The sequence below is a fragment of the Variovorax paradoxus genome, from assembly GCA_016806145.1.
Classification (GTDB): domain Bacteria; phylum Pseudomonadota; class Gammaproteobacteria; order Burkholderiales; family Burkholderiaceae_C; genus Variovorax.
Genome location: CP063167.1, coordinates 1,217,444 through 1,243,428 on the forward strand (window position 1 = coordinate 1,217,444; position 25,985 = coordinate 1,243,428).

25 protein-coding genes and 1 pseudogene are annotated in these 25,985 nt (G+C 62.6%); 9 read left to right on the top strand and 17 right to left on the bottom strand.

Annotated elements, in window-relative coordinates; translation table 11 throughout:
* Positions 1-14 precede the first annotated feature (14 nt).
* The 4 genes from gcvA to INQ48_36750 all read left to right on the top strand — a co-directional run bounded on the left by gcvA (position 15) and on the right by INQ48_36750 (position 4,553).
* Complete coding sequence (gcvA, locus tag INQ48_36735; GenBank protein QRF63011.1) at positions 15-923, top strand: transcriptional regulator GcvA; 909 nt, start codon at positions 15-17, stop codon at positions 921-923.
* 131 nt (positions 924-1,054) lie between these two features.
* Positions 1,055-1,657: a phosphohydrolase gene (locus INQ48_36740; protein ID QRF63012.1), complete on the top strand. Its 603-nt coding sequence runs from the start codon at positions 1,055-1,057 to the stop codon at positions 1,655-1,657.
* Between the two features lie 50 nt (positions 1,658-1,707).
* On the top strand, positions 1,708-3,309 hold the full coding sequence (locus tag INQ48_36745) for an L-lactate permease (protein QRF63013.1): 1,602 nt from the start codon (positions 1,708-1,710) through the stop codon (positions 3,307-3,309).
* Positions 3,310-3,380: 71 nt separating this feature from the next.
* Positions 3,381-4,553, top strand: a complete 1,173-nt coding sequence (locus tag INQ48_36750; protein QRF63014.1) for an alpha-D-ribose 1-methylphosphonate 5-triphosphate diphosphatase — start codon at positions 3,381-3,383, stop codon at positions 4,551-4,553.
* A 7-nt stretch (positions 4,554-4,560) separates the two neighbouring features.
* Here INQ48_36750 and INQ48_36755 read toward each other — a convergent pair whose 3' ends face one another.
* Together INQ48_36755 and INQ48_36760 are read right to left on the bottom strand one after the other, a co-directional pair.
* A complete protein-coding gene (locus tag INQ48_36755; GenBank protein ID QRF63015.1) occupies positions 4,561-5,322 on the bottom strand; it encodes an SDR family oxidoreductase in 762 nt (253 codons plus the stop codon).
* A gap of 63 nt (positions 5,323-5,385) precedes the next feature.
* Complete coding sequence (locus INQ48_36760) at positions 5,386-6,591, bottom strand: MFS transporter (GenBank protein QRF63129.1); 1,206 nt, start codon at positions 6,589-6,591, stop codon at positions 5,386-5,388.
* A gap of 1,332 nt (positions 6,592-7,923) precedes the next feature.
* Between INQ48_36760 and INQ48_36765 the strand changes: the two genes are divergently transcribed.
* Together INQ48_36765 and INQ48_36770 are read left to right on the top strand one after the other, a co-directional pair.
* The gene (locus tag INQ48_36765) at positions 7,924-8,229 is read left to right on the top strand and encodes a hypothetical protein (GenBank protein QRF63016.1); all 306 of its coding nucleotides are present in this window, start codon (positions 7,924-7,926) and stop codon (positions 8,227-8,229) included.
* Between the two features lie 811 nt (positions 8,230-9,040).
* Positions 9,041-9,280 (top strand): DUF2191 domain-containing protein, encoded by a 240-nt coding sequence (locus INQ48_36770; protein ID QRF63017.1) that lies wholly within the window; start codon positions 9,041-9,043, stop codon positions 9,278-9,280.
* Between the two features lie 290 nt (positions 9,281-9,570).
* On the opposite strand, the gene INQ48_36775 is transcribed toward INQ48_36770, so the two are convergent.
* Positions 9,571-10,614: a relaxase/mobilization nuclease domain-containing protein gene (locus tag INQ48_36775; protein QRF63130.1), complete on the bottom strand. Its 1,044-nt coding sequence runs from the start codon at positions 10,612-10,614 to the stop codon at positions 9,571-9,573.
* A gap of 64 nt (positions 10,615-10,678) precedes the next feature.
* Positions 10,679-10,963: a hypothetical protein gene (locus INQ48_36780; GenBank protein QRF63131.1), complete on the bottom strand. Its 285-nt coding sequence runs from the start codon at positions 10,961-10,963 to the stop codon at positions 10,679-10,681.
* A 674-nt stretch (positions 10,964-11,637) separates the two neighbouring features.
* Here INQ48_36780 and INQ48_36785 point away from each other — a divergent pair.
* Positions 11,638-11,808: pseudogene (locus INQ48_36785) on the top strand (transposase domain-containing protein).
* 11 nt (positions 11,809-11,819) lie between these two features.
* Here the strand turns inward: INQ48_36785 and INQ48_36790 are convergent.
* The 13 genes from INQ48_36790 to INQ48_36850 all read right to left on the bottom strand — a co-directional run bounded on the left by INQ48_36790 (position 11,820) and on the right by INQ48_36850 (position 23,677).
* Entirely contained in the window at positions 11,820-12,950 is a 1,131-nt protein-coding gene (locus INQ48_36790) for a HAMP domain-containing histidine kinase (GenBank protein QRF63018.1), read from the bottom strand.
* Between the two features lie 1,027 nt (positions 12,951-13,977).
* Entirely contained in the window at positions 13,978-14,154 is a 177-nt protein-coding gene (locus INQ48_36795; protein QRF63019.1) for a hypothetical protein, read from the bottom strand.
* Positions 14,155-14,606: 452 nt separating this feature from the next.
* Positions 14,607-14,876, bottom strand: a complete 270-nt coding sequence (locus INQ48_36800; GenBank protein ID QRF63020.1) for a hypothetical protein — start codon at positions 14,874-14,876, stop codon at positions 14,607-14,609.
* The gene (locus tag INQ48_36805; protein QRF63021.1) at positions 14,873-15,055 is read right to left on the bottom strand and encodes a DUF3606 domain-containing protein; all 183 of its coding nucleotides are present in this window, start codon (positions 15,053-15,055) and stop codon (positions 14,873-14,875) included. The genes INQ48_36800 and INQ48_36805 overlap by 4 nt, the downstream gene beginning before the upstream one ends.
* Positions 15,056-16,444: 1,389 nt before the next feature.
* Positions 16,445-16,651, bottom strand: coding sequence for a hypothetical protein (locus INQ48_36810; protein QRF63022.1), 207 nt, complete (start codon positions 16,649-16,651; stop codon positions 16,445-16,447).
* Between the two features lie 407 nt (positions 16,652-17,058).
* Complete coding sequence (locus INQ48_36815; protein ID QRF63023.1) at positions 17,059-17,445, bottom strand: RidA family protein; 387 nt, start codon at positions 17,443-17,445, stop codon at positions 17,059-17,061.
* A 22-nt stretch (positions 17,446-17,467) separates the two neighbouring features.
* A complete protein-coding gene (locus INQ48_36820) occupies positions 17,468-18,691 on the bottom strand; it encodes a pyridoxal phosphate-dependent aminotransferase (protein ID QRF63024.1) in 1,224 nt (407 codons plus the stop codon).
* Positions 18,692-18,785: 94 nt separating this feature from the next.
* A complete protein-coding gene (locus INQ48_36825; protein QRF63132.1) occupies positions 18,786-19,796 on the bottom strand; it encodes a threonine/serine dehydratase in 1,011 nt (336 codons plus the stop codon).
* Positions 19,797-19,881: 85 nt separating this feature from the next.
* The gene (locus tag INQ48_36830; GenBank protein ID QRF63133.1) at positions 19,882-20,610 is read right to left on the bottom strand and encodes an amino acid ABC transporter ATP-binding protein; all 729 of its coding nucleotides are present in this window, start codon (positions 20,608-20,610) and stop codon (positions 19,882-19,884) included.
* A gap of 29 nt (positions 20,611-20,639) precedes the next feature.
* The gene (locus tag INQ48_36835; GenBank protein ID QRF63025.1) at positions 20,640-21,302 is read right to left on the bottom strand and encodes an amino acid ABC transporter permease; all 663 of its coding nucleotides are present in this window, start codon (positions 21,300-21,302) and stop codon (positions 20,640-20,642) included.
* The gene (locus INQ48_36840) at positions 21,299-22,015 is read right to left on the bottom strand and encodes an amino acid ABC transporter permease (GenBank protein ID QRF63026.1); all 717 of its coding nucleotides are present in this window, start codon (positions 22,013-22,015) and stop codon (positions 21,299-21,301) included. Before INQ48_36840 ends, INQ48_36835 begins: the two co-directional genes overlap by 4 nt.
* A 22-nt stretch (positions 22,016-22,037) precedes the next feature.
* Positions 22,038-22,925 (bottom strand): amino acid ABC transporter substrate-binding protein, encoded by an 888-nt coding sequence (locus tag INQ48_36845; protein ID QRF63027.1) that lies wholly within the window; start codon positions 22,923-22,925, stop codon positions 22,038-22,040.
* Positions 22,926-22,936: 11 nt separating this feature from the next.
* Entirely contained in the window at positions 22,937-23,677 is a 741-nt protein-coding gene (locus INQ48_36850; protein QRF60978.1) for an HAD-IA family hydrolase, read from the bottom strand.
* Positions 23,678-23,779: 102 nt separating this feature from the next.
* Here INQ48_36850 and INQ48_36855 point away from each other — a divergent pair, with 102 nt between their 5' ends.
* Positions 23,780-24,472, top strand: a complete 693-nt coding sequence (locus tag INQ48_36855; GenBank protein QRF60979.1) for a GntR family transcriptional regulator — start codon at positions 23,780-23,782, stop codon at positions 24,470-24,472.
* A gap of 277 nt (positions 24,473-24,749) precedes the next feature.
* A complete protein-coding gene (gene imuA / locus INQ48_36860) occupies positions 24,750-25,592 on the top strand; it encodes a translesion DNA synthesis-associated protein ImuA (GenBank protein ID QRF60980.1) in 843 nt (280 codons plus the stop codon).
* Positions 25,593-25,985 lie beyond the last annotated feature (393 nt).

Consider the following 25,985-nt stretch of genomic DNA (forward strand, 5'->3'; position numbering starts at 1 on the left):
CCTCCTCAGTTCCGATGCATGCCATGCGAGCCCTTCCTCCGCTGAATTCCATCAAGGCCTTCGACGCGGCCGCGCGCCACCTCAGCTTCACGAAGGCTGGCGATGAGCTGTGCGTGACGCATGGCGCGATCAGCCGGCAGATCCAGGTGCTCGAACAATGGCTGGGCACCGCCTTGTTCCTGCGGCTGCCGCGCGGGCTGCAGCTCACGGCCGATGGCATGCGCTTTCACACCGAGGTCAATGCCATGCTGAACAGCCTGGCCGCTGTGGCTGACCAGATCCGACGGCCGCAGACGACCCGCATCATCCGCGTGCAGTCCTTGCCGACGTTCACGATGCGTTGGCTCATCCCCCGGTTGCCGGATTTCCAGAGAAGGTATCCCGATGTCGAGATCCGGCTGTCGATTGCGGCCGACGCCATGCCGCCGCGCGTCAACGACTTCGAAGTGTTCCTGACCGGCGGCCCGGAAAGCCATCATGGCTTTCGTTCGGGGCGATTCCTCGATGAGCAACGGATCGCCGTCGCGGCGCCGGAGTTGTTGCTGCGTTCACCGATCCAGCAGCCCAGTGACCTGAAGCAGCATGTGCTGCTTCACACCAGCAGCCTGCCGGCGCTTTGGTCCAACTGGTTTTCGGCCGTGGGCAGCCAGACGATCCAATGCCGCAGCGAACTGACCTTCGAGCACCTTTACCTGTCCATCCAGGCCGCCGTCAACGCCGTGGGCGTTGCCATCGGTCCGACGGCCTTGGTGGCCGATGACATCGACGAAGGGCGGCTGCAGTACGTCATGCCGCAGTACGCGCTGCCGGCCAGGAGCTACTTTTGGTACTGCCCGGAGCGGACCAAGGGTGACGCCGCGGTGGAGGCCTTCTGTGCCTGGCTCGTGGATGTCGGCAACACGGGCCCAGTGGTTGCGAGCTAGCTGGAACCAAGCCGGGTCCAGGGGCGAGTTCAGAAAAACTCACAGGCCTGTCTCAACTTAAATCGATTGATACCAGACGGCTCCGAAAAATAGCATCGCTCGTTTCATACACCTGAGAACAAGGAGCGAGCATGGCTTTGGAGCTTGAAGATATTCGGGCGTTATTCGACGCGTACGGCTCACGGGCATACGGCAAGGAAGCGGTCACGCAACTGGAGCACGCACTGCAGACGGCCCATCTGGGCGAATCCGAAGGCGCCGAGCAGGAACTGATCGTCGCGGCATTCCTGCACGACCTGGGGCATCTGATCGGTTTGAGCAAGCACCATGAAGAAGGGGCGCCGAGTTCGGACGACGGATCGCCTTTTGGAACGGGTGACGACCTGCATCAGTACGTGGCGCTGCCGTTCTTGCGCCCCGTTCTCCCAAGCGCAGTGGTCGATCCCATCGGTCTGCACGTCGAGGCCAAGCGCTGTCTGTGCGCCATCGATCCGACATACCGCGCGAAGCTCAGCCCGCTGTCCATTCACACGCTGAAACTGCAGGGCGGCATCTACACGAAGGAGGAGGCAGATGCCTTCCAGCATCGCCCCTTCGCCCTCGACGCCATGCGGCTGCGCCGCTGGGATGACGCGGCCAAGGTGCCCGGCGTCAAGACGCCGCCGTTCGAGCACTACTTTTCCATGCTCTCGCAAATCTACGCGCAGCACCGCGAAACGCGCGCGGCGCACTGAACAAGAACCAAAAAGCAAGCTCGCGCGAGCGCGCGAGTGCAGGAGACAAGATGTTTCATCAATTGACGATGCCGATCGGCGGCGCACTGCTGCCCACCTTCATCGTGGCGGCACTTCCGATCACGACCGTGCTGCTGATGCTCGGCGTGCTACGGCGACCTGGCTGGCAGGCGGGTCTTGCGGGCCTGGGCGTAGGTCTGGCCGTTGCGGTCTACGGCTGGCAGTTTCCAGTCGGCATGGCCTTCAACGCCGTGGCCCTCGGCGCAGTGTTGGCGGTGTGGCCCGTGATGTGGGTCGTGGTCGCGGCGATCTTTTTGTTCAACATGACCATACGAGCGGGACGGCTCGACGCCTTTCGTGTTTGGGTGCTGGACAACGTGCCCAACGATCGACGGGTTGTGCTCCTGGTGGTGGGTTTCCTCTTCGGCTCGCTCTTGGAGGCCGTGGCGGGGACTGGTACGCCCATTGCCATCACCTCCGCTTTGCTCGTCACGCTCGGCTTTCCGGTGCTCGATGCGCTGGTATTCATGCTGATCTTCGATACGGTTCCGGTCGCGTTTGGCGCCATGGGCCTGCCGATCACGGTTCTGGCTGCCGTCACCGGGCTGCCTGCCGCGGAACTGGGCCAGATGGCAGGGCGCCAGCTCCCCTTTTTCGCGTTCCTGCTGCCCTTCTATGTGCTGACGATCTACAGCGGCGTGAAAGGCTTGCGCGCCGTCTGGCCGCTTGCACTCGTGGCGGGGGGAAGCTTCGCGATCACCCAATTCCTTGCCGCCAACTTCTTGAGCTATGCGATCTGTGACGTGCTGGCCGCGATCGTGGCGATCGTGGTGACGATGACTTTCCTGCGCTACTGGAAGCCGGCGCCCGATGCTCACTACCATGTCAACATCGACCGGGCGAGCATTGCCCGAACGAGCGTGACAGGTCGGCAAAGCTGGTATCCGTGGCTGATCGTTGCAGTGATTGCCGTGGGATGGACCGTCGCGAATCTCGGAAAAATCGGGGAAGTCTCGATCCCCTGGCCCGGGCTCGACAAGGCGGTGTACATCACTGTCTACCAGAAGGCGTATCCGGCGGTGTGGAGCTTCCAGCCGCTGACGACCGGTACGGCGGTGCTGGTTGCTGCGTTGGTCTCCGCAGTCGTCATGCGCTTGTCAGTCAAGGACTTCTTCGGCGCTGCGAAGGACACCTTGCGGCAAACAGCGGTGCCCGTGGCCACAGTCGCCATGATCATCGGTCTGGCCTACCTGATGAACTATTCCGGGATGACGTACAGCCTGGGCCTGGGCATCGTGGCGGTGGGTCCATGGTTCCCCTTCGTGTCGGCCTTCCTTGGGTGGATCGCGGTGTTCCTTACCGGCAGCGATACCTCCGGCAATGCCCTGTTCGGCAATATGCAGGTGGTGGCGGCGAACCAGCTGGGGCTCAGCCCCACGCTGATGGCAGCCACGAACTCGACCGGGGGCGTCTTCGGCAAGATGATCTCCCCGCAGAGCATCGCGTGCGGTGTTGCAACCACAGGGATGCATGGCAAAGAGGGGGCCATCGTCGCGCGCACGTTCAAGCACAGCATCTTTCTGACCCTTTTGCTGGGCGTGTTGGTGTGGCTGCAACAAAACCATCTTCACTGGATGATCCCTGGTCACTGACTCCCCGCACGACGACGTGATGCGCCTGGTGCTGCCCCGCCTCGCTTGCGGAGCTCGGGTAGCATCGCCGCATGTTGCGCGCGTCCCACACCGATCCTCCCCTGGCTGGCATTCGAGGGGCGCGCGTGCTCACGCCCGAAGGCTTGGCGCCGGCCTCCTTCGCTGTGGACGAAACGCTGCTGCACAGGGCTGCGTCGTCCGATGCGTTCCTGGATGCGGGCGACCTGCTCGTCCTGCCTGGCATCGTTGACATCCATGGCGATGCCTTCGAGCGGGCACTCAGGCCCCGGGCAGGCGTTCAAGTGCCGCACGCGACGGCACTCACGGATGTGGACGCCCAGCTGCTGGCCAACGGCATCACGACGGCCTATCACGGCGTGACCATTTCGTGGGAAGGCGGGCTGCGCGGCTTGGCCGTTGCCGAGCAAATGCTTCACGCCTTGCAAGAGCGCGGCGTTCGATGGGGCGCCGACCACCGATTTCACTTGCGACTGGAAGCCAGATTCGTGGAGGGGTGGGCTGCCGCAAGTCGATGGATCGAAGCTGGCCATGTTCACTTCCTGTCCATCAATGACCATTGGCCGCAGCTGGCGGCCAAGCTGAACGATCCCGTGCATCTCGCCCGGTACGCGGAGCGCGCGGAATGCGATGTGCAGACCTTTGTTCAGCGCGTTGAGGCTGCCAGTCAGACAGCGCCCGAGGCGCCGGGGTTGGCACAACTCGTGGCACAGGCCAGGCGAGCCGGGCTGAGCGTCGCGTCGCATGACGATCCGGATGCGGCGCAGCGGCGACGTCTGAGCCTCTGGGGCTGCAATGTGGCCGAGTTTCCGCTGAGCGAGGATGCGGCGAGAGAAGCGAGGGTGGCGGGTGACCTCATCGTGTTCGGCGCGCCGAATGTGCTGCGCGGTGGGAGTCACGTGGGGGCGCCACGAGCCGAGGACATGGTCCGCAAGGGCCTGTGCGATGTACTGACGTCCGACTATTACTATCCGTCGCCGCTGCTCGCCGCATTCGACCTCGCACGCCGAGAGGTTCTTTCGTTCCCCGAGGCGTGGAGCATGGTCTCACGCCATGCCGCGACGGCGGTGGGGTTGACGGACCGCGGGCGCTTGGAGACAGGGCAGCGGGCAGATTTTCTGCTGGTGGATGACGCAGTTCCCGGGCAGCCGCGTGTCGTCGCGAGCGTGGTGGCGGGAGCATTGCGCTTCGCGCTGCGTGCCTTCGAAAGCGGCACGCTGCTTTGAACAACCGCTACTTCCCGCCCGTCACGTCGAGGAAGGTGCCGGTGACAAAAGAGGCTTCGGCGCTGGCCAGCCACAGGATCGCTCGCGCCACTTCTTCGGGCTGGCCGCCTCGGCCCATCGGGATCGAATCCTTGACACGATCCACTCTGCCGGGCTCGCCGCCACTGGCATGCATCTGCGTGTAGATATGACCGGGGCGGACGCAGTTGACGCGGATGCCCTCGCGAGCGACCTCCTTGGCGAACCCGGTCGTGAAGGTTTCGAGCGCGCCCTTCGATGCGGCGTAGTCGACATATTCGTTGGGACTGCCAAGCCGCGCGGCTGCCGACGAGACATTGATCACCGCTCCCCCTCGCGCGTTGTGGCGGCTGGACATGCGCTTGATCGCTTGCTGTGCGCAAAGGATCGGGCCGATGGCGTTGACCGCAAAGATGCGGTGCATCCGCTCGAAGTCGAGATCTTCCAGTCGACATTGCTTTTGCAAGATGGCGGCGTTGTTCACGAGCACATCGAGGCGTCCGAACGTGCGGTCGAGCTCCGCGAACAGACGAGCGACTTGCGCGGGATCTGCGCTGTCAGCTCGCACTGCCAACCCTTGCCGGCCCGTGGCTCGCACGTTCGCGATGACGGTATCGGCAGCCGGTTCGTCTGAGAGATAGCTGATCACCACGTCATAGCCTTGCGCGGCTGCGAGACGCGCTGTGGCCGCACCGACGCCGCGGCTGCCGCCTGTGATCAAGATGACGGGTGCCTGAGAAGCATTTTCCATGGGGTGAAGTTCCAGAGAGTGAGAAGAAGGCAGGATGGGCCGGCTTGTGGTCGAGTGAGGCCGTCAGGTCGCCTGGTCGGTGAGCGTCAAACGCGCGCGCAACGCCAACGCCAATGGGACCACGGCGATGGCAGTCAGTGCCGTCGCGCATGTAGCCCACTGGATGCCGACCCGATCCCCCAGAAGGCCGTACACCACCGGAGAAATCGCGCTCGAGCCGATGGTGCCTGTGTAGAAGAGCGCAAAGGCACGTTCGTCATTTCCCCCGGGTGCCAGTTCGGGTACCGTGCCGTACAGCACGGAAGAGGTTCCGTTCATGAGCGCGCCCAGCAACGGCAGCAAGACCAGCGCGGGAACCAGGGGACACAGCATCACCGATAGGATGCACACCGCAGTTCCGCATTCGGTGGCGAGCACGGTACCGATGACGCCCATGCGCTGGCCGAGCCAGCCGCAGATGAACTTCCCGGCGGCGCCGCCGATGAAGACCATCGCCAGGGCTGTGCCCAGCATCGGCGTCGATATGCCTTTGCCTTTGAGCAGGAACGGCAAGAAGGTCAGCAGCCCCATGCGCACGGCGCTGTCCAGCACACCGATCGCCAGAAGGAGCCGAAAGCCGGTGGCTGACGGATTCTTTTCATCGGCGCCTTCAACGTCTTCGATCGCCGGGTCGCGAGGTGTTGACGGAAGCCAAAGTGCCAGGCCTGCAGCGACCAATCCACCGACGATGGACATGGCCCACAGTGCATGACGCCACGGCATCATGGTGGCCAGCAGCGAGATCGCCGCGGGCAGGGCGGCCTTGCCCAGATCTCCGGCAAAGTTGTAGATACCGAGGGGGCCCCGGGCGTTGCGCCCATAGGCGCGCGACACGGCACCCGAAGCCAATGGATGCTGGGTACTTGAACCGCTGCCCGACAGGGCCAGTGCGACGCACAAGCCAAGCAGGCCACCGGACAGGCCCGCCGCCGCATAGCCCAGTGCGGCGAGCAGCGTCCCGAGCGCCAGCGTCGCACGGCTTCCGATCCAGCTGGCCAGACGACCTGCAGAGAGCTGGAACACAGCCATCGTCCCAGTGTAGACGCCCCGCACCAACGCCAGCGAGGCATAGCCGAGTTGGAACTCCGCCTGCCAGATCGGCAGCAGCGCATAAATCATGTCGCCGTAGCCGTCATGGAGTGCATGTGCAGCACAGGTTGTCCATAACACGCGGGTGCGGTTGCTGGATGCCTTTTTTGCCTCAGTTGGCTGCGAGACAGCGGTCGGCATCGTCATGGGGCGATGCTAGGGTGGGCCGCCGACAGCTGCCATCGATGATATGTCACACCTGCGGCGAGAAAAACTCACACCACAAAAGCAGCAAGGACGCTCGCGTGGCGGCCACTTTGAACGCCGGAGCGCGAAGACCTGCAGCGAATGGCCGCAATTCCATAGCGGCATGCGGCCCACGGCAGCGCGGGCGCAGCGACTTCAGGGGCAGTCTCGCTCACTGCTGTGTAAACGCCATCGGGATCGGGCGTGTTTTCTCTTCGTCCTGCTCTGTGCAGCGCGCCATCTGCCGCGAGTTCGAAGTCACTTTGAGCGGCCGAGAGCGTCGGGCCTCGACTCGCCCCCGTCGCTGGTGGCCGACTGGGTCAGAGGAACGTGCTGATCAATGCCATCAGGGCGATCGCTGCGATGTACGCCGCCATGAGTGGTTGGAAGCGATGACCATCCCAGAAGCTGCGCTCGACGTGGCGATCAGGGGGCCGCGCAGCCTCGGCGCCGCCTTGCCCGACCACTGAATCCGGAGCCTCGATGGGGTGCCGAGCGATCAGCGCCCGGAACCCGGTGCCTCTGCACGCGCTACAGACGACCAACCCTTCCGCAAAGCATGAGGGGCAGGGAATCTCGTCCCCGTCGTATGTGCGGTAAAGCCCGTCCCCGCGACAGCTCCGGCAGTCCACGAGGCCATCAGTGCATAAGGAACAGGGAACAGAGTCATGGGAATTGTTCTTGAGAGGGCGAGCGGCTTCAGGAGGCATGAATTTCCAACATTTGGAACACACCATACGTGCTTGAGGCCCAGCCGGATCAGATTTTCCGGACCCAGCTACACCTTTCTGCTCACATTGATCGTCGCTATCGGGAGCCCTCCGTGTGCGGAGTCGATCAGGTACAAAAGGGGGCGCGCAGCCGACGATGATGCAAAAACTCGTCGCGAAAAGACAACCTCGGCATCATCGTTGTCGGGCACGTCAAGCACCTCACAGAATCGCTTGCGTTGGATCACTGTCCTGGTCGGTGGCCGCCTCGCGCCGGACGATGCCGGCGGCAGTGATGTTGCCTTGCCGATGGTCGGGGCATGGTCTATGACGGAGCATGGCACGCGCCTGTCAGTGCGGCTTGAGGCAACGGCTGCTTCGCGATGGGGCCGCGGCAGCCGATCGCGAGATCCGAAAGGGGAACGTTCGAGTAAAGTTGCTTTGCCCGCCCGCATCAGCGAACTGTCATGCTTAAGCCATTTCCTCCAACCATCTGCCCCGTGACCCTGTGCAAGCGTGAGTTAACAGTGCGTCATTTCTTCGGCAATTGCTTGACCATTGCCGGCGCGGCGAGCGCGTGACGAGCCGGCCGGATGCCCCAAGCCGCCGTCGGCCGTGGCTGCAGTCGCTGGCAGCTCTCGCCGTCGCGACCTTGATCGGCTGGGGTTGCCTGATGGGAGCGACCGAAGTGGTGGAAAGCCTGCGCACGGGGGTGCTCAACAACCGCAAAGGACCTGACGTCCTTGCAGCCGAGCAGCCTGTACTCTATTGGGCTCTGATCGGCTTCTACACGGCGGCGACGCTGACCGCAGCTGGCTTGGCACTCTTGGTACTGACCGTTGCCGTGCGCGATCTGATCAGCGCGAGAGGCCCTGATCGATGAATGCTTGGTTAGCGCGACTGGCGACTGTTGACCTGCGGCCGGTGGTGACGCGCCCATCGTGGGTTGTCCGCCCGGCGCAGTTCTCCTGACTCCACGCACAGACGCCTGCGTGGCGGCGCCGAAGGGCCGCTCCTGGCCGACCGTAGGTCATCGCGGACTTGCTGGGAACGCGCCAGTCTTGCCGGCATCTCCCATACGCGTTGTCAACGTATGCCGGCCCTTTCCAAGCCATCGGCGAGCCACCGACCTCTCACCTTTGGGACAAGCTTGGTCGCCTCACGCCCGAAGGAACCTGTCTCCGTATGGTGGCTTGACGACTTCGGATCCAACCAAGATCGTGACAGCACGAACTTTCGGCCGACGAGTCGGGAGCCGCGCAGCGACCATGCCGATAGTCATGGAGGTGGCGGCAAAGTGGATCGCGCACCAGGTCGCGTCAACGTTGACGCGAAGCGGCGCTGCATCGAGGTCGAATCGGCGTTCTGGACTGGACCATTGACGAGCCGCGCGGCGGCGCCGGAGCAGTTATTGACGCAGCTGCGGGGCGCAGCGCCACGTTGGCATCGATCCGTCTGCGCGTTCGACGAGATATGCGCTTAGCGGCGAAGACACATGACTCATCAACGCAGCATCTGGACGGCAACTCCCGAGGAGACGAGCATGACGTCAACATCGGTTCCTTAATCGGTGGGCGTCACTGCTTGAGGCAGGTGAAGCGGTTCAACCAACGATTTCCAGGCGTACAAAGCTTGACGGACTACCCGCTCGAACTACAGTACAGAAGTCCATACCGAGTTCTCGATCACAGGCTATGAAAACGACGCTCAATCTCAACGACATTTTGCTGATGCAAGCCAAGGCACTTGCTACGCAGCAGCGGACGAGTCTCACGCGTTTGATCGAGGAAGGGCTTCGGCTGCGGCTGAAAGCCAAGCCGACATCCCCTCAAGTCGTTCATCTCCCGGTGTATCGCGGCAAGGGAGGGCTCGCTGGTGGCTTGTGCGGTGCAAGCAACAAAGAAATGTTCGACGCTGTAGATCCTGAGACCTGACGTAGAAATTCTGGTTGCTGCGTCGAAGCGACCATCCGCATCATGCAACTGGATTGGCTCTGGTACAGCAAGCGCTTGCTGATGCGGCCGCTGGGCGATCCTTCGTATTGCAACCCATGGTCGCTGCCAGCTTTCTGCGCCTGGATGCTCTGCACGTCGACGTCGTCTCTGCGCGTGGCACCCACGATGTTTCTCGATTGGCAGGCATTGCTTCTAGAGTTATGTGAAGCGAGATCTGGCGCTGAGCGTCGCATGCACTGCAGCTGTGAGGCCCGTCGGCCTCTGGTTCCTCACCGTGTTCGCGGTCCTTTGTCCGGGGCGACAGGCGCCAGGTCTGCACGGCCCTTCGCCTGCGCCTTCCAACGCTCTGCGAGCCATCTCGCGTCGGTCTGCACTGCGGGCATGCTTTCGACAAAGCGATCGACCTCCGCTGCCAGTTTGGCCTCTCCCTGCCCGCGCAGTTGCTGGGCCGTGGTGCGCCAATCATGGAGGACTCCTTGTCGCGTGCGTTGCATCGCCTCGAGGCCGTGATCGATGACCTGCTCCTGGGTCCCGAGGAGACGCAGCACCTTCTCAATTTTTGCTTGCAGCAAGGTAGAAGTTTTTGGCGCGCGGTGCCGATCCTTCTCCTCCGGCGGCCACTGAGCTGATGCTTGCAGCGCCTGCAGGCGGTGATGGACCGCGGTGCTGTAGGGAGTGCGCATCTGTCCTCGTACCTGCCTGGCTGTCGCATTGGCCGTGACGCCTTCTTCGCGCAGGAGCGCAGCGAACTGCTCGCGCCACTGTCTGAGCGTGGCTTTGTAGATGCACAGCCGCCTTGTTGGCTCGTACTCCTCTTCGCTTTTGACGACCAGATGCACATGCGGATGCGCCTGGTCGACATGCAAGGTCATGGCGTATCGGTGGCGCTGCCCGAAGTTCGTGCGTGCGAACAAGCGTGCCGCCCTCAGCAGCTTTTCCGGCTGTGTACCTTGCGGCATCGACAGCACAATGTTGTGCGCGACCTTGGGACGAGTGTCCGTTTGACCTTTGCGTGGCTTGGCTTTGTACTGACCTTTGCAGAGTTCCAACTGCCAGTCGCTTGCGAGTTCGCGAGCGGCGCTTCTTCCGTGATGAGTGCGTCCTTCGTCGTCTTCGATGGGAAGTTTTCCCTGCCGGCCGATGTAGTCCAGATGGACTTGAACGCTGGAGGCGTCGCGTCCGCCACCGGTGATTTTCACCATCACCTCTGGCGCACGATCGACTGTGCGCCGGATCTGCGCGAGCTCGTCGGAACTGAAGCGCAAGATGCCGCCGGGCCCCTTGCGGCCATAGCTCACGATGTCCAACAACATATCGGGTGTGGCCCCGATCGGTGCGGCGCCTTGCCGACTGGCTTGCGCGTTTTTCGCGGGCATCTCAGGCCTGCGCGCCGGTTTCCCAGCAGATGAGGTTCCTGCGTACAACAGTCGCCGCCTCCTCGCGCGCGGCTTCCACCTGACTCCGAACCTCTGCAAGCACGCCGCCGAGCTCGGTGGCCACACCGAAGGAAGTGTTCGGCGTGCCGAACGCCTCTAGCTGCCGTCGTAGCGAGGCCAGGTGTGCGCAAAGAATCTTGAGCTGCGTCAGTTCGCAGGGGGGCGGGACCGCCGAGCGTCGCACATGATTGCGCACGAGCAGGACCAGATAGCTGCTGAGCTTCATGCCACAGGCATCGGCGCGCAGTGTTGCCAGGGCGCGGTCACCCGTTCGAAGGCGCAGTGCGACGCGAGGGAGCGCGGAGTCCTCCACGTCGGCCGCCGACGTTTCCTCTCTTTCAGGGCCATCCGGTTCGGCAGTGCTTGAACCCGTGAGAACCTCGTTGACCATACGAGCGAGCAGGTGAGCCTCGCAGAGGCCATGGAACGCAGCAAGGGCGGAAAACCTGGCCCGTGTTTCTGAGGGTACGCGGGTACGGATCACGCTGGAGCGATGGTTGGAGGTCATGGAGCGGGACGGCGGTCGATAGGTCGGGTTGAACTCTATCGATTCGCGGTCGCCGGGCAAGGACTTTGCGGCCGGACTCTCGAAGCGTGCGCGCGGTGAAAAGCCCTCGCGCCAGCGACGTTGGCTGGCCGAGGGACCGAGGGTTTTCGAACTGATTTTTTGACAGCCGCCCGCTTTGAGACTTGTCAGAAATGGTAGCGGTTCCAAAATTCGTTCCCGCCCTAAGCTCGTGGCCTGAACGAGCTCCACGGATGCCCTGAATGCCGAAAATCACCCACACTGCCGAGCAGCTGCAAGATCTGCTACTAGAGAGAATCAATCGAATCCCGAGTCTTCGAGGCGAAGACACGGATGTCAACAAAGGTGAGTTGATTTGGATGGAAGCCGGCGAGGCCAAGCTCAACGGGCTTGATCCCTACGCCTACCTGCACGATGTGCTGGAGCGGTTGTCGACGCAGGCGGCCAACCGGATCGACGAACTTCTGCCGCATCGCTGGCGACCCTATCAGCCGGACGGGGACAAGATGCTTCGCGCCGACGGATACGAGGTCTCGAAGCATTGACCAACGAAAGGCTACGCCAGCGTTCGAAGCGGCAGGCACATCGTGAAGACGCATCCCTTGCCGGGCAAGTCTTGCACGGTCAACTGCCCACGGTCGGCTTCGACACTGCGCTGAGCGATGGATAGGCCCAATCCAAGTCCGCGCTTGTCGTTAAAGCCCTGCTGGAACGGCTTAAACATTGTGTCGACCCCACCTGCTGGAAGCCCGCCGCAGCAGTCTTCCACGCCGATGTTGATCCATCCACCGGACGTATGCGCATGCAACGCAACCTCGGTGCTCGGCCGAGTGAACTTGAAGGCGTTCTGAAGCAAGTTACCAAGTGCCGCCAACAGCAATTCGCGGTTTCCTTCAACCGCAAGATTGGCGTCCACTTCGGCAACCCGGAGTGTGCAACCCGTGTCGGTTGCATAGAGCTCGGCAACGCGGCCGGCATCGGCTAAGAAGGTGGCAAGGGAAAAGATGCGCGGATGCAAGGGCGCGCGCGCCGCGTCGCGGACGGCTGCCAACGAATGGTCGATCAAACTCTCCATCGAGCCAAGGCTGCGCTTTAGCACCGCACCGGTAGAACCACCAACGGGAAGCCTGCCCGACTCCAAAGCTGCGAACGCGAGCTTGGCTACGTGCAAGTGGTTGCGCAACTCGTGTGCGAGAAAGCCCAGCCGCTGGTTCTCCTCCTCGGCTTGTCTTCTTGCCACTTCCAGGTCGCGCTGGGCAGCGAACTCGGTCACCGCGTCGGCAATCGCATTGTCCAGACAGCGGTTTAACGTGCGGAACTGCTCGACTGAAAACGGGGCGTCCCGCTCGACGGCTAGATCAGTGATGGCCTGGCACAGGTCCCCATAGTCATGAACGACTTGGTCAACTGTGTAGCCAATCCCCAGCAGCTCCCCACCGTGGACGGTTGCCGAAACTCCCATCTCCGAGAGCGCCGCCGCGTCGCCTCCTGACGGACCGGATATGCGGAGACCGCCAGCGGCGTCACCGTCATCTTCGGCCGCAAGCGTGCGCGTCAGTTGGTCGAGAAACATCGGGATGCCATTCGACAACTGCTCACGGGTGGCACCCCGCGCAGGCCGCAGCGCAACCTTGTCCTTGCATCGTTGAATGAGTTCGTCGCGATTGTTCAGCAGGAAGCCACGCATATGGATCGCTCCAGCATGCTGCGGCGTAGCGCCGGTCGCAGCGGGGTGATGGCGGAATCGTCTCGCGTCGCTTGAGAGACAAAGTATGCGCCAAAGCCCAGCGGCCTTGGCTCGGCAGTGGCCTCCAGAAGCAAAGAAGCGCTTCTGAAACTCAACATGCCTTCGCCGGACGCTTACGAAGACTTTCCCTCCGTTCAGGCTGATGCTTTGTCTGTCCCAGACGGTCAGCAACTGCGGCTTTAGATTCCACACATGTCTTGCCGAGTCCGTGTCAGCCGGAATACAGCCCTGCTGGGCGTGTACATGACGGAAAAGCACGGCAGGCGTGCTTAGCAAATCAAGTACCGGTTGCGTGACCTGCAGCCAGCGCGATGACGGTCAGCCGTTGGAGCATTTCCGGCGTGGCCAGCCACGTGCCCTCAAGCGCGCCACCCACCTAGGCAACAAGCTCGTGCAGTGGGTTGTCGTTCTACATCAGTTCGAAAACGGCGTGCTGTGCTGGAGGACTCTGGCCAGTCCCCATCCCATGCGTTGCAGCTGTTGCCATCCTGCTTCGGTTGGATCACTGGCGCTCGGTGAGTGAGCGTCCGACCGCGCGACGCTAACCGATTCTCTGAGTCAGTCCGATCCAAGTTACTAGCCATTCGACAACAGATCCTCGCAGCGTGACATACCGCCCCGATTCGACCGCCAGGAGCTTCTCCGGCTACATCGTCAGCGTGCCATCGCATGGATGGGGACGACTGACCCGATGCTCGCCGCGCGTTGCGTTGCGTTGCGCCAAGACGCACTACGGAACGCCAGTCAACCCTAGCGGCTAGTACGCCGTGGCCATCTTCGATCGGAGGCAGGCGCCATCGGACGTTCGCGTTGCGCGCAGTTAAACCTTCACCATTTCCGTTTTTGCGCTATTGACGAAGGGTCGCTCTTGCATCTATCGATGGGCTCGCGGCCTCGCGACCGGGTGCTTAGCGCGGGACTTCGATTTCCCCCAAGGCCGAACGCGGGAGTGCTTGAGCCTGTCAGGCTAACTGGCAGCAGGAAGGCGCAACAATCTTCGAAGCTGCAATTGCAAGGCTTCCACCAGATCGTACGCTTCCAAATAGCTCTCACTGATCCCTGTCCGCCTCCATGCTTCGCAGTCCATGACGGCCTTGGAGATCCGCTCCTCCAAAGTGGCAATCGTTTCTTCTTCATTCGCCATGTGAAAACCTCCTTCGGCTCAGCACCGTCCCAGATTGTGTTCTCAAACAAAGCGGCGTATAACATTTATCACTTACTAGTGGGAGAAGCGTGCACCTGCTGTCGGTCAAGATTGAAATAACTTGACGCTCACTGCCGACGGACATCTTTAAGGCGCCTTGGTCGGCCCAACTGAGGCCGTTTTGCGGGCCTGGGGTAGCCCACCGGCGGATTTATAGTTTTGCGGACCCGTTCGCATTCAGCCTCCCAAGCAACTTGCGCAGTGAGCCGAGCTTGCAGTTCTGAGCCCCCATGCATGTGGGCATGCTCCGTCGCGAACAACTCATGTCGCGAAGTTCTTTTTATGAACGCGACTTTACAACCTCGTAGGAGTGCGCTTCTTTCATCTGAGAGCTTGACTTCTACGGAAGTTGGCCGCCACTGAGCGCCAAGCGCGCAGCGGTAAATAGTGAATCACGGCCTTCGCCCTCTTGCACCCATTGGATCAGCGAATGAAGGCATGGCAAGCTCTTGCGAGCGTGGTCCCTGCGTCTGGTCTTCGGTCAAGGCGAGAAGGGCGCGCGAACCTTGTCTCCAGGCATCGATCCACATGTCGTAGCCTTCCTTACTGGAAGACAGCTCCGCCCAGGTATAGGCATCGGTGCCTTCCTCCATGAGCACCCAATGGAAGTGACCGGGGTCAGGTTCGTCGACATGCAGCGAAATACGACGCAGAGGGTTCACCAGCGCCTCCCGGCAAGGAATTTACGGACCCTGTCCGCCGAGTTGCCTACAGCCTTGATGGCATCGCGCAGTTGGGTTTCTGTGCACTGCAAGCTCTCGGTCCAGGCTCTAACTTCGTATTCCTCGCCCAGCGAAATCAGTTTTCGGTCGAGGCCAGTTTTCTTGGTGTCGTCAGACATCGATGCTTCCTGTATTTGGATACAGGGAGCTTTTCCGGGATCGATGTTCGGTCAAAAGTAGGCCGAGGCCGGCAAACGACCGACTCAAAGGACTGACGGCTAGCAGCGCGCAGTCATGTTGCCTGGCGCCCGCGACGCCCATGTCCGTAGTTCGGCTGCAGGTGGTCAGATACTGGAAGAGAAAGGCACACGTTTCGAAGTTTTCCACAAGCCGGACGGCGCGGTCGGCGAAAGGCGAGGCTTCTAAATCTCTTCAAGAGACAGGTGCCGCCGTGCCGATTGCGTGGGCTGGCCCGGTCCCTTGGGCCGTGAGCACGGCGGTAGTCCTCAGGCTTGCACAGCATCTTCTTCGGCCTCAGGCGCACCGCCTTCACCAGCGGGATCTGCCGCCATCAGGTTGGCTGTGGGCAACTCGATCGTCTTCCTCGCCTCGTGCACGCATGTCAGCCAGCGCGCGAAGGTTGCTCTTCGAGCGGGACGACGGACCGCTTGTCGGAAATCACCTGCCCGGTCTTTCGATCGATCTCGGTCTTATGCATGCGCGACATCAAAGGAGGAGGCTCGAAAGAACTATCAGTGCTGCGCGATCGTGATCGGTAGGCCGGGGGGCGGCTGTCCGGGGGACGAGGGCCCTGGCTTGAAGACACCACGCGTGGATAGCCGTTGGCCGCGCAATTGTGACTGCGCGCTACAGAGCCGAGTTGTCCGACTAAGGATGGCCCCACAGCCCCGCAGCCGACATCAGCAGCACGTAAAAGCCATAGGGGGAGCGTCAGGGGCGTGGGGACCGAATCGCGCATGGCACTGAAGATTTCAATACCGACAAGCCGCGACGATGTTCTCGTGTCTGTCAGGGCCACGATCCCTGCGGGCCGTCGGTTCGTCCGCCGTAACGTCGCGGCCTATAGGCCGCTGGCAGTAGAAGCAAAGCCCGCGCTTCGCGCGACAGGCGTAGTAGCGAAGAATCAGACAACGAGCTCCCCGCATGCACGAACTCCTAGGGTTGAACTTGGAAGTCCCCGGGTTCGCTTGTGCGCAGAGCGGGGGCCGGGCATCGCGCTTACCGGCGGGTGATGCCACGAGGCATCACGGCCGGACAGTCGTCCGAGCGTTGGAACTTTTACGTCGAAAAGAATCTCGAGGCACCTTGAATCCATGTTCCACGCAGGGACCGTGCACCCCGGTGCTACTTGCCCTTCCCCACTTTGGCGCGGCCGAGTGCGGAGATTCTTCGTCGTCGGAATAAGCGACGGCGAGACCGTCACCGCGCGCTGCGGCGCCGCGGGAAGCTGCGCGCCGGTGAAGGTACGCCTCTGCGGCAAGGACACGCCCGAACAGCGGCAGCCTTTCGGGGACGCGCGAAGCAGGCGAGGTCCGACCTTGCCTACATCAGTGCAGCGACTGTCGAAGTGCAAGCGGCTGAGTTGACCCTGCGTTCCATAGCACCATGAATCGCTGGTTGGCCTCCAGCTTGAGCTCGGCCAACTCATTCAAAGCACTCAATGAAGCTCCCCCGCGGATCTGACGCACCGCCTCGTGCAAGAGGTTCTCGGAGACTGCCCACGCCTCAAAGAGACCTTCATCGATTCGTGCCATCGCTATCTCCTTTCCACGGTGGATGAACTCGTGGCAGGCAGCCACGCCCGCTGGAATCCTAAAGCAGTACAAGCAGACTTTGCAACGGCTCGCTCAGCCTCGCCCTCCTCGAAACCCAGGATGTACATGCCAACGCCAACCCGCTAGGCAAGACGGGAGGTGCATCCGCTCGACCCCATCGATGGCGGACCAGAAGCTGATCTGAGCGCCGGCCCGCACCGAGAGCACTCGCCCTGGTGCGTCGACGACCGCGATGGGCATTGCGCGCTCGACGACGCGTTCACTGCGTGCACCAACCTGCCATGGGCTCACTGGCGCAGATGCAGAGCATCGCCTAAATGTGACGCTGACGTTGCTCTGTGTGCAACGCACCGGCAATTCGAAGATGTTGTGATGACCAGTGCAAGCTAGCGTACGCTGTCCAGCGCCAATATGGCGTCGACCTCGATGTCAAAGATGCTAAAGCTAGACTGGACTAAGGTCCTGGCTGGTGATGGGGAACCGACGTAGTTCGCGTAGATCTCATCGAAGGCCTGTGCGTTTGCCATGTCTTTGAGGAACACGCCAACCTTTACTGCATCGCGCAGGCTTGAACCTGCTGCATTCGCGGCCGCCTCAAGGTTGTCGAGCGCCATCCTTGCCTGCACGACGAAGGGCTTGTCCCCATGCCTCACGCTGTAGCGGTCGCGCGGTGTTTGGCCTGAGAGAAATACGAGATGGCCTGCTTGCATTGCCACGCTATAGGTGCCGGCGGGCGGCGGTGCCGATTCGCTCTTGAAGGTTTTTCTGATCATGGCGTGGGCGTCAGGTGGATCATCAAAGGCGATGCTTTTCGACCATGGCCGCGATGCGCTCGACCCCCGCGACCGCTGCTTGATGGTTTTGCGAGAAATTGAGGCGGATGCTGTCACCGGCGTGCGGGCTGAACTCGGTCCCAGGCGTAACCGTGACGTTGGCTTGCAGCCGCAACTCACGGATGAAGGCTTTCAGAGGCGTGCGCAGTGGAGGGAGCCGAGGAAACAGATAGCTGCCCGCTTGTGGCGTGCGGACCGCCACGCCTTCGACAGCCCGAAATATCGACAGCAAGGCGTCGCGTATCTGTTGGTGTTTTTCGATGCGGTCAGCCAGCCATTCGGCGGGCTCTGAAAACCAGGTCTGCAGCACGGCTTGGCAGTAACCGGGTGCGCGCAACGAAACGATCGCCTGGAGTTGCTCCATACGCTGGATGATGTAAGCGCTGCCGAACGCCACGCCGAGCCGGTAGCCGCTCAGCGATTCCGTCTTCGACGGCCCCATGATGGTGACGACGTTGTCAGTCGCCGGAAAATGGGCGCGAAGGTGAGTGTATGGCTGTCCCGCGTAAAGAAGCCGGGAATAGAGTTGATCGACGATGACAGTGGCATCAAAACGTTCGGCGAGCGCGGCAATCTGCTCAATCTCGCTGCGGGAGTAGACCGCGCCCGTGGGATTGTTAGGGTTCGAGAAAAGGAAGACCTTGGCGCCCTGGGCGAAAGCCGATTCGAGCTGTTGCAGGTCCAGGCCGGCCTGTGCAGAACCGATCAGGTAGTCCAAGCGAATTGGGATCATCTCGGCGCCCATGAACTCGACCAGCTTGCGATTGGCGAAATAGTCAGGCTGGACAATTGCCACCTTGTCGCCTGCGGTCACGGTGGCCGCGACGGCCAGGAACAGCGCACTTTGAGTTCCGGGTGTGAGGATGAGTTGTTCGGAGCCCGAGACGGGTTGCCCCGAGAAGGCGGTCAAATCGTGCGCGAGCTTTTCTCGAATGGCCGCATCGCCGCGGTACTCGGTGTAGGCCTGCGAGCCGCCGCGGTGGACGCCGTCAATAAAGGCCTCCAGCGCGCCCGGCGTGGGTTCAAACGCTGTGACATTCACGTCACCATGCGAGAAGTCAACCGCAGCACCGGGCAGAATCTCGTCGGGGTCCACGGCACCGGCCCCGTTGCGATCCTGGCGTACTTCTTGACCAGGCGCGTTGTCGATGCCCAGCTTCAGGAATTTCTCTTCGATGGTCTTCATAGCTTGCTTTTGCCCTTGCTGTTGCTGTTGCTGTTGCGATAAGAGGGTGCGCGCGGCGCGCGCTACGATGCGGTCTGCATGCGTGCGTCCGCGCTCATGACGGCCGCTCAACGGGGCCACGCCTGTCGTCGGCGCGCATGAGCGTGGCCAGCAACGTCATGTCGACGTTGCCGCCGGACAGCACCACGAGCGTGTCTTTGCTTCCGGGCTTGAGCCGGCCAGCCAGCACGGCCGCTAGTGCAACCGCGCCTCCGGGCTCGACCACCATGCGCAGTTCGGTCAGCGCGAAGCGGATAGCGCAGCCGATCTCCTCGTCGGTCACGGACCATGCCTCGCTCAAGAAGTGACGGTTGATCTCGAACGGCAGTTCTGCCGGCGTCGCGGCTTGCAGGGCGTCTGCGAGCGAGCGCGCTGCTGGGTCGTTGACTTCGCGCCTTCCACTGTGGAGCGAGCGCGCCGTGTCGTCGAAGCCGAAAGGCTCGACGGCGGCAATCCGCGCGTCCGGCTGGAGGGCGTTCAACACCAGGCCGCAACCCGCCAGCAATCCGCCGCCGCCGCAGGGTGCGGCGAAGGTGCCAAGGTTCTCTCTGGCCGCCGGAGGCAGTGCGTCCAGCGCTTCCAGAGCGACTGTCCCCTGTGCGGCCAGCACGTCGGGGTGATCGCCTGGCGGAACGAGCGTGCCGCCGGAGTCCTGCAGCAATCGCATTCCAATCGCTTCCCGGCTTTCGTGTCGCCGGTCGTAGTGCACGACGCGGGCGCCATGGGCAAGCGCTCGGTCGACCTTGTTACGCGGCGCATCGATAGGCATGACGATCGTGGCAGGGACGCCCAGGCAGCGTGCCGCCCAAGCGATGGCCTGGCCATGGTTACCGGTGGAATAGGCCACGACGCCCCGTTGCCGTTCTGCTTCGCTCAGTCGCAGCACGGCGTTGAAGGCGCCGCGCGCCTTGAACGATCCCGTGACCTGCAGGTTCTCGGCTTTTAGCCAGACCGGCGCGCCCGCGATGTGATCGAGGACTGGTGATCGTACGAGCGGCGTGCGCACCACATAGGCGCTGATGCGCTCGGACGCCGAGCGGACGTCGTCGAATGTCGGCACGCGCATGGGCCCCAGCGATTCGTGGGTGAGGACGGGGCTCGGGTTTCTCTGGGTATCGTGTCTGGTCATGGTGTACTCCTGCACACTGCACTCAATGGGAGACTAGGCGCGACAGGAACTCCTGCGCTCGCTCGGTTGTGGGAGATGCGAAGAACGCGTCCGTCGAGGTGTTCTCCACCACCTTGCCGGCGTCCATGAAGATCACGCGGTCCGCGGCGCGGCGGGCAAAACCCATCTCGTGGGTGACCACGGCCATCGTCATACCGTCCTGGGCGAGTTCCAACATTACGGCGAGTACCTCGCCGATCATTTCTGGATCCAGGGCCGAGGTCGGCTCGTCGAAGAGCATGACGATGGGGTCCATTGCCAGCGCACGAGCAATCGCGATGCGCTGCTGCTGGCCGCCGGACAGCTGAGCGGGATACGCGTCGACCTTCCCCGGCAGGCCTACACGGCTCAGCAGTTCGCTGGCCCTGCGCTGCGCCGCATCGCGCGATCGGCCGAGCACCTTCATGGGTGCGAGGCAGAGGTTCTCTCGCACCGTCAAGTGCGGGTAGAGCTCGAAGTGCTGGAACACCATGCCCACACGCCTGCGCAGCTCGCTCAAATTGGACGTCGCCGCGCCCACCTCAACGCCGTCGACACGCACGCTGCCCCGCTGGAACGGCTCGAGCCCGTTGAAACACTTGATCAGCGTGCTTTTGCCTGAGCCGGAGGGGCCGCAGATCACCGCGACCTCGCCGCGGCGGATCGTCAGGTCGCAACCGTTGAGCACGGGGACCGACCCATAGGCCTTGTGGAGCCCGGCTACTTCGATCATGGGCGCTTCGAGGTTCTTTTTCTGGGAAGTCATGCAGCGCTCCTGCGCTTGGCAGCCAGGTGGGCCGCCAGTGAAAGGGATGCGCAGAGCACGAAATAGACGAGCGCTGCGAACAGGTACATCTCGACCAGGCGGTTGTCCCGGTTCGCCACGATGCTGGTGGACGTCATGAAGTCCCGCAGGGAGATCACATAGACGAGCGAGGTGTCCTGGAACAGGACGATGGCTTGCGTGATCAGCACGGGCGTCATGTTGCGCAGTGCCTGAGGCAGCACCACGTAGCGCAGCGCCTGCGCCGGTCGCAGGCCCGAGGCTGCCGCCGCCTGCCACTGGCCCATGCGCACGCTCTGCAGGCCCGCGCGAATGATCTCGGAGTAGTAGGCCGCCTCGAACAGCGTGAAGGCGATCAAGGCCGACGTGAGCGCGCCCACGGGCCTGCCGACGATCAGCGGTACCAAGAAGTAGAACCAGAAGATCACCAGAATCAGAGGCACGGCCCTGAAGCCGTTTACGTACGCCGCCGCCGCACCGGCGAGCAGGCGGTGACGAGAGCGCCGCGCCAGTGCCAGGAACAGGCCGAGCACCAGGCCGCCCGCCATCGCGACCAGGGTCAGCATCAGGCTCAGCCCTAGGCCTTCGAGCAGGAAAGGCCAGGCCTTTAGGATGACCGAGGCATCGAATGTCGCGTTCATGTGCGCGCCCCCTGGGTGCCGGGGATCGTCAGTTTCTTTTCCAGACTCCGCATACCTGCGGTCACGCAGAGCGCGATCGTCAGGTACACCAGGGTGGCGGCGGTGAAGGCCTCGAAGCCATTGAAGGTGTAGCTCTCGATCTGGCGGCTCTGCGCGGTCATCTCAAAGACGCCGATGGTCAGCGCCAGTGCCGAGTTCTTGAAGACGGTAAGGAATTCGGAGGTCAGCGGTGGCAGGACGAGCCGCATCGCCTGCGGCAGCAGGACGAAGCGATAGCTTTGCGTCAAGGTCATCCCGCTAGCGAAGGCGGCGAACCGCTGACCGTGTGGTAGCGCGGCAATGCCAGAACGGACCTGGACCGCGACCCGCGACGCGGTGAACAACCCCAGCGCAGCGATGGCCGTCCAGAGTTCCGGCATCGGCAGATCCCGCTTCAGCCACCGTCCGGCCTCGCTCGGCAACAGCTCTGGTACCACGAAGAACCAGATGAAGAGTTGCAACAGCAGCGGCACATTCCGGAACACCGAGACGTAGGCGGTCACCAGCCATTTCGCGCGAACTGGCAGTGAGCCCAGCACGCCCAAGGCGAGACCGAGCGTCACGGCGATAGCCCAGGCGGCGAGCGAGATCAGCACCGTCGCCTGCAACCCGGACAGCAGCCATCCGGCGTAGGGGTCCTCGAAGAGGACCCTCCAATTCCATGCGTAGTTCATCACGAGTCGCGCGCGCGCCGATTCATTCGGGAAGTGCGGCCAGTTTCAGCGCTGCTGCGAGATCCTTTGACATCGGAACGTCCAGCTGTGTGAACCACTTGTCGTAGAACGCGTTGAGTTCGCCGGAGCGGACGCTGCGCGCGATGGTGGCATTGACCAGGCTGAGGAACACGGTGCTGTTCTTCTGCAGCATCAGGCCATACGGATCGAATGAGAGCGGCCGGCCGACCACCTCGTAGTCAAGCGGCACCGGTGCGCTCTTGCGCAGCCCGGACAGCAGGATGTCGTCGGTTGAAAAGGCGTCGACCCGCCCTGTCGAGAGGGCGAGGAAGCCCTCCGAGTTGTCCTTCACCGGGACGATGCGAACCTTCAGTTTCTTGGCGTCGATCAATGCCTTGATCAGGCGCTCCGGCGTGGTGTTGATGGGGAGCGCCACCGCTTTTCCATTCAGGTCTTCGACCTCCTTGATGTCCGCGCCCTTGCGGACCAACAGCCGGGTGGTGGAGATGAAGTGCGGTGCGCTGAAGTCGACTTGGACTTGGCGGCTCAGCGTGTTGACCGTCGAGCCGCATTCGAGATCGACGGTGCCGTTGGCCACGAGCGCGATGCGGTTCTGCGGATTCACTGCGATGTAGTCGACCTTGAGCGCAGGTAGCTGGAGCCGCTGCTTGACGGCGTCTACTACCTTTAAGCAGAGGTCCATCGCGTAGCCGACAGGCTTCCTGTCGTCGTTGAGGTAGGAGAATGGAATCGACGACTCGCGGTAGCCCAGCGTGATCGTGCCCTTGGCCTTGATGCGCTCCAGGATGGGGTCGGTGCTTTGTGCGAGCGCCGCACCGCTGCTTACCAACAGCGCGGCACCAACGACGCCGAACAGGACGCGAGACACGAAATGGATGGCGGTGTTCATTCGAACGTTCCTCAGGAGGCCGATACGGCTGCGGGTTGAACGGCGCCAGTCAGGGCGGCCACGAGTTCGGCAAGGCTCGATACGGTGAGGTCGGGCTTGGCCTCGGCCGCGCCCTCGCCGGACAAACCGAGCAGCCGGCCTGGACGGTTGACCCAAGCGCAGCGCATGCCCAGCCGGTTGGCCGGCGTGATGTCTGCCCGCAGGCTCTGACCAACGTGCAGGATCCGCTCGCGCGGGATGCCCATGCGCATCAGGTCGCCGATGCCGGTGTCGAAATGCGGCCAGTCCGGCTTGTAGGCGCCCACGCGCTGTGCCGTGACCACCAGGTCGAAGCGGAAGTCCAAGTTGTCGCACGAGGTGTTGAGCGACGCCTGGTCAATGTTGCTGAACGCGCCGACCTTTGTAGACGCTTGCAGGCGCTTGAGTCCGGCATGGCTGTCTGCGAACGCGGGCCAAGTGTGGGGCGCCGCAGAGAACTGACGCCGCAGGTCGGGATCCACGGCCACGCCGAACTGCGCGCAGATGCGATCGAAGCACCTGTTCAGCACCTCGGGGTAGAGGTGGGCCGGGCGTTCTTTTTGGATCGCCGCCCGGGCGCCGTCGAAGGCCATGACGAGGGTATTGGCGTCGGCGTTGACGCCGTTGTCGTTCGCCCAGCGCGTCAGGAACTTGGCGATCGAGGGTTCCCAGTCGATCAGCGTGCCGTACACGTCGAAAGTCACGGCGTCGAAATCGGAAAGGCGGAGCGTCATGTGCAACCTTGATGGAAAGTGAATGATCGAGCAAATATAATCGATTATCGATAATCGTCAAACTGATCTCGGGTTCGTACAATCCCTGACAGGAGAACAGTTATGGATTACGTTGAAGCCTCACTCGCAGACCAGGTTCTGGGTGATCGCTCCACCTCGGGGGCGGTGGTCGACGCATTGCGCGTCGAGATCATTCAAGGTCGGCTCAAGCCGGGCGAGCGTTTGCGACAGGATGCCGTGGCGTCACGCTTTGGCGTCAGCCAGACGGTCGTCAGGGAGGCCTTCAAGGATCTGATCCGCGAGTGCTTCCTGGCCGCCGAGCCACGCAGGGGAGTCAGCGTGGCGACAATGTCCGCTGCTGAGGCGGAAGAGATGACGCGCTTAAGAAGCCTGGTGGAGCCGCAGGCCCTTGCGTGGGCTATCCCGCGACTGACTGACGCCCACTTCGAGGTGGCCAAGCGTGTGCTCCAAGAACTGGACGGTGAAGCGAGCGTGGATCGGATCATCTCGCTGAACGCCCGCTTTCATCGCGGGCTGTACGCCGCTGCCGATCGCCCTCGGACATTGACCATGGTCGAGACCCTGCGCCTGGGCTTTGAGCGCTATCTTCGCTACACGTGGGAGTTCACCTCACATCGCGATCGCTCTCAACAGGAGCATTGGGAACTCCTGGCAATGTGCCAGCAGGGTGACGTCGCGAATGCGTGCAAGCTCCTGACGCAGCACATTTCCGCGACGGGAGAACTGCTCGTTGAATGCTTTGCAAAGCGGCCTGTCCAGCATTCGTCGTCGTAGCTGGTATGCGCAAAGAGCTGTGCGAAGCAGGCGGGGGAGATCGCGCCCGCGTCGCGGGGATCGTTGAGTTCCGTTGGACGGCCGACCTCAAGCTGCGCGTTTTGACTGGCGCGTTCTCGAAAGTTCAGTGTCGTCCGCACGCACTTTGACCGGGGACAACGCATAGGACGGTAAGGCAGTTGTCCACCGCCTGGGAAACCCGCCAAATTTGTAAACCTCCTTGCTCAACGGCCAGAGGCTCCAGGATACTGTATTTTTATACAGTATTGGAGTCCACATGGTTGCCTCCCTGTCGTGGGTGAGTGGCGACGACGCGCCCCCCACCCCGTTTGCTTCCAATGCGTCGCGCGACCCGAAAGGCCGCCCGCTGGTACTTCCGCACGCGGTGGAATCCGCGATCTGGCGGGGGGATGCCCTGGGCAGCCCCGTGACCCGCATCCTCAGCAGTGGCTTCGAGGCCCTGGATGCGCAACTGCCTGGTGGTGGCTGGCCTTGCGGTTCGTTGACCGAGGTTCTCCAGGCGCAGGCCACGGTTTTGGAATGGCGGCTCTTCGCGCCCGCCATGCGTGCACTGATTTTGGAAGGCAAGCAGATCGTGGTGGTCGGACCTCCCAAGGCTCCGCATATTCCAGGGCTTGTTCATCTGGGGCTCGACGAACGTCATCTGGTATGGATTCACGCGGACAAGCCGATGGAGCGGCTGTGGGCGATCGAACAGCTGCTGAAGGCCAACGCAGCGGGCATGGTGCTGGGGTGGGTGCCGCAGGCTCGCCAGGAACAGATCCGTCGCCTGCAGGTGTCCGCGCAGAGCTGCGACGCGCCGATCATCCTTTTTCGACCAGCTGCGGCCGCGCATGAAGCTTCGGCTGCGCCGCTGCGCCTGCAGGCGCGATTCGGCATCGATTGGGAACTGGGAATACAGCTGCTCAAGCGCAAAGGGCCGTCGCACGATACGGAACTGCGTCTGCCGTCGATCCCCGGAGGTCTGGCAGAAATCCTCACGCCTCGCCTGCAACACCCGAGTCGTTTGATCGCGGCGCGCCATTTCAGAGAGTTCTCCCATGCGGTGGGCAGCACTGCTCCCGCACAAGCTGCCGGACGGTCCGAAGCCGCGCACTGAGGCGCTCGAGAGTCTGACCACCGAGTACTTGCAGTTCACCCCGCGCGTTGCCGTCCTTGAAGCGCTTCTATCGTGTTGCGGCGTTGTTATGGAACGCGAGCAAAGCCTGCGCATTTTTGGCGGCATTCGCCGGTTGGTGAAGTGGTGCGCGAAGAGTGCGCCGATCTTGGCGTGCGACACCTCGCTCGGGTGCCACAAGCTTGGCCCGCTCGCACCCCGCGCGAGCGGGCCTGTCCAACGGCTTTACGAAGCTATTGGCGCAACTGCTGGATGCATTGCTGTTCGAGACACTGACGCAGGTCGCCGCGCACCAAGCCACACTGGCAAGCCTGGGTTGCCAGACCTTGGGGCAGGTGAAGGCGCTACCGCGCGTGGGACTGAGCCGGCGCTTCG